We start from the raw sequence: 10,511 nt of genomic DNA, 5'->3' as shown, positions 1-10,511 counted from the left end.
GATCTGTGCTTCGCTCTGTGCGGCGTGGATGCTGCGCACCAGCTGCGAGGCGGCCAGCTGCTGCACCAGCTCCTGCCCGGCGCGCCCGCCGTCACGGTTATAGACGGCGATGTCGATCTGCTTGACCTCCAGTGTCGCTGCGAAGGCGAAGACCAAGAGCTGCATCAGCGGCGGGACGATCAGCACCATGCGGCTTTTCGGGTCTCGCAGCACGCACAGCAGCTCCTTGATGATCTGGGCGCGCATCCGGGCCAGAACGGCGCCGACATGACCTTGATGGGTAGACATCACGACACCTCCAGGCTCTTGCGCGTCTTGGCGCGAGCGACGGCGAAGAAGAACAATCCAATCGCGGCCATGGCCGCCAGTTGGCGCAGCAGCAAAGGCCAGACATCACCGGCCAGGAAGAGGGTCTGCAGGGCCGCGTTGAAGTAGCGGGCCGGCACCAGTCGTGTGAGCCATTGGATGGGCTCGGGCATGGAGGAGATCTCGAACAAAAAACCTGACAGCAGCAGCGCCGGCAGGAAGCCGGTGAGCAGGGCCACCTGCGCCGCGACGAACTGGTTCTTGGTCACGGCCGAGATCAGCAAGCCCTGGCCCAGGGCAGGAACCAGGAAGACAGCAGAGGTCAGCATCAGGGCGGCCCACGAGCCGCGCAGTGGCACACCGAACAGGGTCACGCTCAGCCCGGCGCCGATCAGCGTCGCCAGCAGGCCCAGGCCGAAGTAGGGCAGCAGCTTGCCGACCAGGATCTCGACGACACTGGCCGGCGTCGACAGCAGGCCCTCCATCGTGCCGCGCTCCCACTCGCGCGCCACGACCAGCGCGGTCAGCAGCGTTCCGATCATCGTCATCACGATGGCGAGGGCGCCGGGCACCAGGGCGCGGCGGCTCTCCAGCTCGGCGTTGAACCAGAAGCGTGGCACCAAGCGGATGTCGCCGGGCGCCGCTAGCCCTCGTTCGACCAGCCAGTTGCTGACCACGCCCTGCGCGTAGTTGCCGACAAAGGCCGCCGTGTTGGGCTGCGACCCGTCGGTCATGACCTCGACCAGCGGCTCACGGCCCGCCTGCAACAGTCGGCGATCCAGGTTGGCCGGAATCACGACGTAGCCGCGGATGCGCCCACTGACCAGCGCGGCCTGCAGTTCCCGGCTGTCGCGCGCCGGCACGACACTGAAGAACCGGCTGCCCGAAAATGCCGTGGCCAGCTCCTGCGCGGCCCGTGAGTCGCTCTCCAGCGCGATGCCCACGGGGATCCGGCGAATGTCCAGCGACACCGCATACGCGAACAGGAAGAGCAGCACCACGGGCAGGACGAAGGCGACGAGCAGCGTGGAAGGGTCACGCAGGACCTGCAGGCCTTCCTTGACGACCAGGGCGTAGAGGCGGGTGGGGTTCATGCGCTGGCCTTTCGGTCTTGTCCATCGAAGCGGTTGATCAGGTCGATGAAGGCCTCTTCCATGGTCGGCTGGTGCGCGTCATCCTTCGCAACGCGGCGCTTGAGCGCATCGGGCGTGTCCAGCGCGATCAGCTGCGAGCGGTACATCAGCGCGACGCGGTCGCAGTACTCGGCCTCGTCCATGAAGTGGGTGGTGACCATGACGGTGACGCCCTTGCGCACCAGGCCGTTGATGTGCGTCCAGAACTCGCGCCGCGTGATCGGGTCGACGCCAGAGGTCGGCTCGTCGAGGAACAGCACGGGCGGGCGGTGCATCAGCGCACAGGCCAGCGCCAGGCGCTGCTTGTGGCCGAGCGACAGCGAATCGGGCGCGGCGTCAAGAAAGCGCTGCAGCTCGAACGCCTCGACCATCTCGTCGATGCGCTCGCGCCTGAGCGATCCCGTCAGCCCGTAGACGCCCGCCGAGAACTCCAGGTTCTGGCGCACGGACAGCAGGCCGTAGAGCGAGAACTTCTGTGCCATGTAGCCGAGGCGGTTCTTGGCGGCGCTGGCCGCCTGCGCCAGGTCGAGACCGACAACGCGGGCGCTGCCGCTGCTGGGCTTGAGCAGGCCACACAGCATCTTGAACGTCGTGGACTTGCCGGCCCCGTTGGGACCCAGCAGCCCGAAGATCTCGCCCTGCCGGACTTCGAAGCTGACTCGATCCGTCGCGGTGAACTCGCCAAAGCGCCGGGTCAGGTCCTGGCAGGCGACGACGACTGGGCTGTCGAGCTGCACAGCCTCCATGCGTTCGGCAATGGCCGAGCGCCCGCCCGGGCCTCCGCCGAGCAGATCGACGAAGGCATCCTCGAAGCGCGGCGCGACCTGGCGCAGATGGGCGCCCTGCATCACTTCGGCATCTTGCAAGCCCTTCTGTGCCGCACCTTCCCGCAGCACCAGGCGCAGGGCCTGGCCGTGGATCACGCCGTCGCTGACTTCGGGCCGGGCCAGCAGATCGGCCAGCAGCTGGCGCCGGTCGCGACCCGCGGGCGGGTCAACCAGCACGCTGCGGTTGGCCAGTGTTGCGGTCAGCGCAGCGGGCGGCCCGTCGAATGCCAGACGGCCGCCGTCGAGCAGCAGCACCTGCTCGCACTGCTCGGCTTCGTCCAGGTAGGCGGTGGACCAGACGACGGCCATGCCTTCGCCGGTGAGCGCATCCACCATGCGCCAAAGGTCCTGCCGGCTCACCGGGTCCACGCCAACGCCCGGCTCGTCCAGCAGCAGCACCTGGGGCCGCGCCATCAGCGCACAGGCCAAGCCCAGCTTCTGCTTCATGCCACCGGACAACTTGCCGGCCAGACGCGCAGTGAACGGCCCGAGCCGCGTGAACGCCAGCAGCAGCTCGAACACCTGCGGCATCTGTGCGGGCGGGAGCGAACGCAGCCGGGCGTACAGGCGCAGGTTCTCCATCACGGACAAATCTTCGTAGAGCCCGAAGCGCTGCGGCATGTAGCCGGTGAGCAGCGGGATCTCGGCAGTGTCGCGCCGCGTGTCGCGGCCCATCACGGTGATGCGGCCTTCGTCGGGCTGCAGCAGCCCGGCCATCAAACGCATCAGCGTGGTCTTGCCTGCGCCGTCCGGCCCGACCAGCCCGGTCAGGCGGCCGGGGCGAATGGCCGCGCTCAGCCCCTGCAGCGCGGCCGTATCGCCGAAGCGCTTGACCACACCGTCAATCACCACACTCGGGGCGTCGTGCATGGCCATGCCTCTCAAAGCGCGGAGGGAGTGCCGAGTTCGACGGTGACCGGCATGCCCTGGCGCAGGACCTGGGCGGCACCCGGAACGGCAATGCGCAGCCGGTAGACCAGCTCAGTGCGCAACTCGGCGGTCTCGACCGACTTCGGCGTGAACTCGGCCTTGGGCGAGATGAAGCCCACCGTGCCCTGGAAGCGCTTCTGGCTGCCGTCAACGCTGACGACCACGGCGCTGCCGGGTTGGAACTGGGTCAACTGCGTCTGGCTGACATACGCGCGCACATAGACCGGGTCCTGCAGCGACAGCGTGTAGACGGTGGCGCCGGCGGTCACCATGCTGCCGGCCTCGCGCACCCGCGCCGAGATCACGCCGTCAGACGGCGCGAGCAGCCGAGCGTCGGCGAAGGCCGTCTCGGCCTGCGCAAGTTGGGCCTCCGCGGACGCAAGCTTTGCCTCTGCCGCCTGGATGTCCTCGCGGCGCGAGCCTTCGCGCCGAAGGGACAAGACCTGCCGGGCCGCCACCAGTGCCGCGAGGCTCTGGTCACGGGCGCTCTGGGCGGCTTCGACGGCGCGTTCGGTCGTGGCGCCCTGCGCCTGCAGCACCGATTGCCGCTGCCGTTCGCGGTCGGCCTGGGACGCCAGGGCTTCTGCCTGGTAGACGGCCTGCTGCGCCTGCGCGACTTCCTGCCAGCGGCTGCCTTGGCGCAGCTTGGCGAGCTCGGCCAGCGCCTGGGCCCGGTGGGCCTGCGCGGCCTTCAGGCCATCGCGATAGGGCTGGGCGTCGAGTTCGGCGACCTGCTCGCCTTGCCGCACGCTGCGGCCCYCGTCGACGGCCAGTCGCGCAATCCGGCCGCCCTGGCGGAAGGCCAGCTCCACCTCCCGGATGTCCACGTTGCCGTACAGCCGCGTCGGTGCAGTCTCGGCGGGGCGGTGATGCCGCCAGGCGTAGCCTGCGGCGGCGGTCAGGACCAGGACAACAGCGACTGGGCGAGCGATTTTCCGGTTCATGAGGAGTCCCTAAAGGTCTGCGATGGCAAGGGGGGATGACTGAAAGCGTGGAGCAATTGCAGTCGCCGCCTGCAACCGGCCGGTTTCAGGCCGGCGTTCCCAGGTTTCCGATGAAACGCAAGGCGCGGCGCCGGGCGCCTGCAGGGAAAGGGCGCGTCCGTTGCAGTTGAAATGTGGGCGCGCGCGAGGCGGGGCGGGCGGCGCGGATACTGGTTGCCCGACGTGCCTGGCCCCCCGGCACGGCCCGGTTGCAACTGAAATTGAAGGCGGCAGGTTGGCAACGGCTTTGCCAAACTGCGCTGCCAGACTGACATTCCCTCTCCATCTCCGCGGTACCGTGTCATTCACCCAAACCCAAGCTCGCTCTCCCACCCGGCCTTTCGGCGAGGGCAAGGTCCGCTTCGTCGACGTCGGGCGCGACACGGCCGAACTGCTCACCCTTTGGCTCTCGCAGGTGGGGCTGGAGGTTCTGGCGTCCGCCAGCGAAGCACCGCCGGACCTGCTGTTCGCCGAGTGCGCCTTCCCGCGTCGCGATGAGCGTCAGTGGTTGGACCGCATCTCCGTGCGCTGGCCGGGTGCGCCCGTGATCCTGCTGTCGCCGACGCTGTTCCCCACCGTGCCGGCGCGAGGTGCCGTCGCCAATGAGCTGGGCGTCGCAGCCGTCCTAGCCACGCCGCTGACCGAGGAGGTGCTGATGCGAACGGTCATGGAGGTCCTTGGCACATGAGCAAGATCGCACGTCGGCTGTTCCAGCCTTCCGTGCGTCGGCTGGCCTGGAGCGGCGGCCTCGTGATCGCCGCGCTGGCCTTGCAAGCTGGCTATGAGATCTGGCAGGGCTATCACGCGGCTCTGCGCAGCACTGAACAGGAGCTCTCGGCCCAGGCGCGAGTCATTGCCGAGCAGACCGCGCGCAGCGTGCAGGCCATCGAGGTGGTGCTGCGCGATCTCGCCGAGCGTGTCCGTGAACAGCCGGCCCTGATGCAGGACGAAGACGTGTTGCCAGCGCTGCTGCGCAAGCGCATGGACGGTCTGGTGCAGTCGGAAGGGCTCGTCCTGGTGGATTCGACAGGCGGCGTCAAGTTGGCCTCGCACATGCCGCCCAGCGTGACGCGCAGCATGAACGTGTCCGCGCAGACACCTTTCTCGCTGCTGCGCGTGCGCCCCGGCAGCGAGTTGCTGATCGATCAGGTGCGACCCTTACCCGGCACCGGCCGGTGGGTGTTCCCGATCGGCCTGCGGCTGGAAGACGCCGCAGGAAACTTTCTTGGCGTCGTCGGCGCGCCCGCGCGGGTCGACTACTTCCAGAACTTCTACCGTGACGGCTACGGCGCCCAGGGAACCCGCGTGGCGTTGATCCACCGCAACGGTTGGCTGCTGGCCCGCCAACCCGCCGTGCCGGAGAGCCTGGGCAAGCGGATCGACGTGGTGGACCGGCTGCTGCCACCGGGCTCAAAGGTCGATGCCGCATTCACTCGATTGCCCAGCCCAGTCGACGGGGCAGACCACTTCGCCGCCGTTCGTGCCGTGCCGGGCTACCCGTTGATCGTGGCCGTCTCCAAGGACTACGACGTGGCGATGACGCCCTGGATCGAAGGTGCGAAGGCGACCGCCCTGCGAACGCTGGTGCTGTGCCTGTTCGCCGCAGGCCTCCTGTGGGCGGGGCTTCGGCAACTGGCGCGGGCCCAGCGGGCCCAGCGCGAGTTGCAGGTCTCGCAGCAGCGCTATTCGCTGGCCGCCGCGGGGTCCGACATGGGCCTGTGGGACTGGGACATCCCCAACGGCACGGCCTTTGTCTCGACCCGCGCCCGCGAGCTGCTGGGGCTGCCCCTTCAGCCTGAGCTTCAGTCCATCGGCGAGCTGCGCCGCGCGTTGGCGGTCCACGCCGCAGATCAGCCTCGATTCAGGCAAAGGCTGGCGGACCATCTGCATGGCACCAGCCCCTATTTCGAGCTCGAGTACCGCGTGTGCGGCGAAGGCGAAGGCTATCACTGGGTGCATGTGCGGGCGCTGTGCACGCGCAGCGCGGACGGCCGCCCGGCGCGCCTGGCGGGGTCGGTGATCGACGTGGACCAGCGCAAGCGCGCCCAGGAGGCATTGCAACGCAGCGAGGAGCACTACGCGTTGGCGATGGCCGGCTCCCGGGGCGGCCACTGGGTGTGGAACACCGCCTCGGACGAGATGTTCGTGTCGGACAAGTTCAGCGAGCTATTCGGCCTGCCCGCCGACCATCCCGTCAGCACGCGGGAGGCGTTCTTCAGGGCGGCCCGCCTTGCGCCCGAGGATCTCGAGCAAGTGCGCATGCGAAGTGCCGAGCTCATCAGTGGCAGCGTCGAGCGTGCGGACTACGAACTGCGCGTGGTGACGCCGCAGGGCGAGCGGTGGATCCAGATGCGCGCGCAGCGCTTCGAGGATGTCGGTGGCGAAGGTCTTCGCATTGCTGGCGTCACCGTCGACATCACGGAGCGCAAGCGGGCCGAGCTGGCGCGACAGCACCTGGAGGAGCAGCTGCGTCAGGCGCAGAAGATGGAGGCCATCGGCACCTTGGCGGGCGGCATTGCGCACGACTTCAACAACATCCTGGCCGGCATCCTGGGTTACGGGGAGATGGCGCAGAAGGAGGCCCAGCCAGGGAGCGCGCTGCGCCGCCACATCGACGCATCGCTGGCAGCCGCGCTGCGCGCCAAGTCACTGGTCGAGCGCATCCTGGCCTTCAGTCGCAGCGGCATGGGCCAGCGGGTGCCGGTACATGTCGAATCGGTCGTGCAGGAAGCGCTGGATGCGCTGCAGGCGACGCTGCCGGCCGGCGTGCAAGTGCACAGCCGGCTCGCCGCGGGCGACGCCGGCGTTTTGGGAGACCCGACACAGATCCACCAGGTGGTCATGAATCTGTGCCTCAACGCGGCCCAGGCGATGAAGTCGGCCGGGACGATCAATGTCGAGCTGGAACTGGTGACGATCGAGGAGGCCTGCGCCGTCAGCACGACGCGCCTGGAGCCCGGCAGGTATCTCAAGCTCTCGGTCGAGGACCGCGGTGCCGGCATGTCGCCCGAGCTGCTGTCGCGCATTTTCGACCCCTTCTTCACCACGAAAGAGGTGGGTGTGGGCACCGGCCTGGGCCTGTCCATGGTGCATGGGATCGTCAGCGATCTGGATGGCGGCATCGATGTGCGCAGTACCTTGGGCGAGGGCAGCTGCTTCACGGTCTACCTCCCGGTGCGGGGCGAGCGCGTGGTGCGCCCAACGCCGCGCGCGGTGGTTGTGGAGCTTGGGAAAGGCGAGTGCGTGATGGTGGTGGATGACGAGGAATCTCTCGTCGGCCTCGCGGAGGAGGCGCTCGCCGAGCTGGGCTACGAGCCGGTCGGCTTCATGTCGCCCGAGTCGGCACTGGAGGCGCTGCGACACAATCCTGGGCGCTTTGATCTGCTGCTCAGCGACGAGGCCATGCCCGGCATGACGGGCACCCAGTTGGTGGAACGGGTGCGGGAGCTTGCACCCGATCTGAAGGTCGTCATGATGAGCGGATTTGTGACGCCCGCGCTGCAGGTGAGGGCGCGAGAGCTGGGTATCGTTCAGGTGCTCAACAAGCCTCTGATGGCGGCCGAACTCGGCGCAGCGCTTGCCCAGGCCCTGCGAGCCCAGGGACCCCATCTTGCCAATATCCCCAGGCGGGACGAGGAGTGATCGGATGTCTGATCCCAAGCCCCTGATTGCAGCTGTCGACGACGATCCTACGCTGCGCGATCTGCTGAGCGAATACCTTGGCGACAACGAGCTGAGAGTGCGCGCATTCGCCACCGGCGCCGAGCTGTTCAGCCTGATCGAAAGGGAAACGGTGGACCTGGTGGTTCTCGACGTGCGACTACCAGGCGAAGACGGCATGCAGATCGCGCGGCGCTTGCGCGAGTACTCGAGCACCATTCCCATCCTGATGTTGACGGGGCGCGCCGAGGAGGCTGATCGCGTGATGGGACTGGAACTTGGGGCCGACGACTACCTCACCAAGCCGTTCTCGACGCGTGAACTCCTGGCGCGCGTCCGTGCCCTGCTTCGCCGAGCGCAGGCCAGCGCCAGCGTGGCCGACCTGATGAACCGGGCGCGTGGATACCGATTCGGCGGCTGGGAGCTGAACGTCGGACTTCGGCGCCTGAAGGACCCTCAAGGCGGTTCGGTGGAACTGACGAACGGTGAGTTCAGCCTGCTGGTGGCATTTCTCAGTGCACCGCGTCGCACGCTGAACCGGGACCAACTGCTGGATCTCTCACGGCTGCACAACGCCGAGGTCTATGGTCGATCCATCGACGTGCAGATCCTGCGCCTGCGTCGCAAGATCGAGCCGGACCCGAGCCATCCGACTTTCATCCTGACGCAGCGCGGGGAAGGCTATTTGTTCGATGCAGAGGTCGGTGTGATCCGCTGATGCGCTGCGTTTCAATCGCAACCCGAGGCCGGGAGCTCGAAACCTAGGCGCAATCCGCGACAGGCGAAATGTCACCTGAGCGCCCAGTCGATGGCGCGGTAAGAGGTGACGCGATTGAACAAGCTGAATCAACCGGTGGTCCGCATAGGTGCTAGAGCGCTGGCCGTTTGTGCGGCGCTCTCTGCCGCGGTGCTGGGTGGTGGCTGCGCGAGCGGCCCGCTCGCGCCAGACCGCGCGGCTGTGCACGCCGCGGCACCATCGTCCGCACTCTGGCCCATCGAGGCCTGGTGGAGCGAACTTGGCGACGCGCGACTGAGCCAGCGAATCGAGCGGGCRCTGCAGCGCAATGCCGACCTGGGCGTGGCAGCCGCGCGCATTCGTGAGGCACACGCGATCCTGCGAGAGGCCGGGGGCGCCCGCCTGCCCTCCGTGCTGCTGGCGGGCGGTGCCTCGCGTGCGCGCACCTCGACCGACACGGCGCCTGTGCAGGGCATCGGTGCGATGACGCAGTACAGCGTCGGTCTGGAAATGCGCTACGAGGTCGACCTGTGGGGCAGGGTCGACGCCGCCAACGAATCGGCCCGTGCGCGGCTCGGCGCGGAGCTGTGGGCGCGCAAGGCGCTCGCGTGGAGCGTGAGCACCCAGGTGGCGGAGTTGCATCTTGGACTGGCCGCGCTGGAGCGTCAGCGGCAGATCGCCGCGTCGGTGGTCGAAGGTCGCCAGCGCGCGCTGGAACTGCGCGGCGTCGAGCTGAATGCCGGTGCGGGTGCCGAGTTCGAGGTCAGACGCGTCGAGGTCGAACTCGCCGCCGCCGAAGCCACGCTCGCCCAGCTTCACCGCCAGCATCTGCAGCTGGGAACGGCGCTCACCCTGCTGGTCGGCGACGGCGAACTCTCGGCCTGCACGCCTGCACYGGACGGCTCGTCCGCCCTGGCGCCGCGTCTGCCCGCTGGGGAGCTCGGTGAGTTTCTGGCGCGGCGGCCGGATGTGATCCAGGAGGCTCATCTGCTGGCTGCCAGCACCGCCAACGTCAAGGAAAGCCAGGCTGCGCGCCTGCCGTCGCTGCAATTGAGCGGTCGCCTGGGTTCGGATGTGCGTGAACTGGGCCAGCTGTTCAGCGCGACGGGGATGGCATGGGCGCTCGCCGGCAGCCTCACGCAAAGCCTCTTCGATGGTGGACGTACGGCGGCTCGCGTAGAGCAGGCGGAGGCCCGCACACAGGCGCAGCGCGCCCGTCATGGACAAGCCGTATTGAAGGCCGCAGTCGAAGCTCGCGAAGCGATGCAGTCGCTCGAGATTCGCCAGCAGAGCCTGGATGCCAGCCGGCGTCGCGTCAATGCGCTGAACCGGTCTCTTGAACTGGCGCACGTGTCTCGCGCAGCAGGCGGACTCAGCCGGCTCGACGAACTGGATGCCGAGCGTCAGCTCTTTCAGGCCCAGCTCGACGAGGTGGAGGCACTGCGCCAGCAGCGCCTTGGCGAGTTGGCCGTCTACAAGGCACTGGCGGCCGGCCCTGGGGCCGGTGCCCCCGCGCCGGGGGCGGCCGACTTGGCGTCGCTGCCGGATCGAGTGTCGTTGCGCTGAGCCGGCTTTTAGGACCGGTCTATCGGCCCTAGCGACACCTCGCATAGCCAATCTGGCGCGAAGCGCTCAACACATTTGCCGGAGGACCTCATGGTCTCAAATCGAAATTGCTCGCCGATGCGAGCCGCCCGGCAGACGGCTCCATTGAAGATTGCCGAGATATGGTCGCCAATCATCGACGCCTTTTTCAGCTGGGCGACGGCCCGCGCCAACGCGCAGCGCAACAGAAAAGACGTGCAGATCCTGTCGCAGCTTGACTGCCAGCAACTGAGAGATATCGGACTGACCCGCGGCCAGATCGAGTCGTTTGTCGCCGAAAGGTCATTGGAACGCACGTCGCCGGGGTCGGATTCTTGGAGCAGGTCATGAA

Annotated in this window: 8 protein-coding genes and 1 pseudogene; 5 read left to right on the top strand and 4 right to left on the bottom strand. The window is 67.9% G+C overall.

Annotated elements, in window-relative coordinates:
- The 4 genes and pseudogenes from ACXJKR_RS14685 to hlyD all read right to left on the bottom strand — a co-directional run.
- Positions 1-288, bottom strand: a pseudogene (locus tag ACXJKR_RS14685) (hypothetical protein); the annotation flags it as partial.
- Positions 288-1,400, bottom strand: coding sequence for an ABC transporter permease (locus tag ACXJKR_RS14680; protein ID WP_457323455.1), 1,113 nt, complete (start codon positions 1,398-1,400; stop codon positions 288-290). The pseudogene ACXJKR_RS14685 and the gene ACXJKR_RS14680, both read right to left, overlap by 1 nt.
- Positions 1,397-3,136 (bottom strand): ATP-binding cassette domain-containing protein, encoded by a 1,740-nt coding sequence (locus tag ACXJKR_RS14675; RefSeq protein ID WP_457323454.1) that lies wholly within the window; start codon positions 3,134-3,136, stop codon positions 1,397-1,399. Before ACXJKR_RS14675 ends, ACXJKR_RS14680 begins: the two co-directional genes overlap by 4 nt.
- Before the next feature lie 11 nt (positions 3,137-3,147).
- Positions 3,148-4,140, bottom strand: a complete 993-nt coding sequence (gene hlyD / locus ACXJKR_RS14670; RefSeq protein WP_457323453.1) for a secretion protein HlyD — start codon at positions 4,138-4,140, stop codon at positions 3,148-3,150.
- A 337-nt stretch (positions 4,141-4,477) separates the two neighbouring features.
- Here hlyD and ACXJKR_RS14665 point away from each other — a divergent pair, with 337 nt between their 5' ends.
- From ACXJKR_RS14665 to ACXJKR_RS14645, 5 genes are all read left to right on the top strand, one after another.
- Positions 4,478-4,867 (top strand): hypothetical protein, encoded by a 390-nt coding sequence (locus ACXJKR_RS14665; RefSeq protein ID WP_457323452.1) that lies wholly within the window; start codon positions 4,478-4,480, stop codon positions 4,865-4,867.
- Complete coding sequence (locus ACXJKR_RS14660) at positions 4,864-7,821, top strand: ATP-binding protein (protein WP_457323451.1); 2,958 nt, start codon at positions 4,864-4,866, stop codon at positions 7,819-7,821. The genes ACXJKR_RS14665 and ACXJKR_RS14660 overlap by 4 nt, the downstream gene beginning before the upstream one ends.
- 4 nt (positions 7,822-7,825) lie before the next feature.
- Entirely contained in the window at positions 7,826-8,557 is a 732-nt protein-coding gene (locus tag ACXJKR_RS14655) for a response regulator (protein WP_057299444.1), read from the top strand.
- Positions 8,558-8,671: 114 nt separating this feature from the next.
- The gene (locus tag ACXJKR_RS14650) at positions 8,672-10,141 is read left to right on the top strand and encodes an efflux transporter outer membrane subunit (RefSeq protein WP_457323450.1); all 1,470 of its coding nucleotides are present in this window, start codon (positions 8,672-8,674) and stop codon (positions 10,139-10,141) included.
- 144 nt (positions 10,142-10,285) lie between these two features.
- The gene (locus tag ACXJKR_RS14645) at positions 10,286-10,510 is read left to right on the top strand and encodes a DUF1127 domain-containing protein (protein ID WP_457323449.1); all 225 of its coding nucleotides are present in this window, start codon (positions 10,286-10,288) and stop codon (positions 10,508-10,510) included.
- The last annotated feature ends 1 nt before the right edge of the window (position 10,511 follow it).

The sequence above is a fragment of the Roseateles sp. P5_E11 genome (assembly GCF_054049355.1).
Note: the sequence above shows the minus strand (reverse complement) of the source record. Positions and strands in the feature narration are given on the sequence as shown.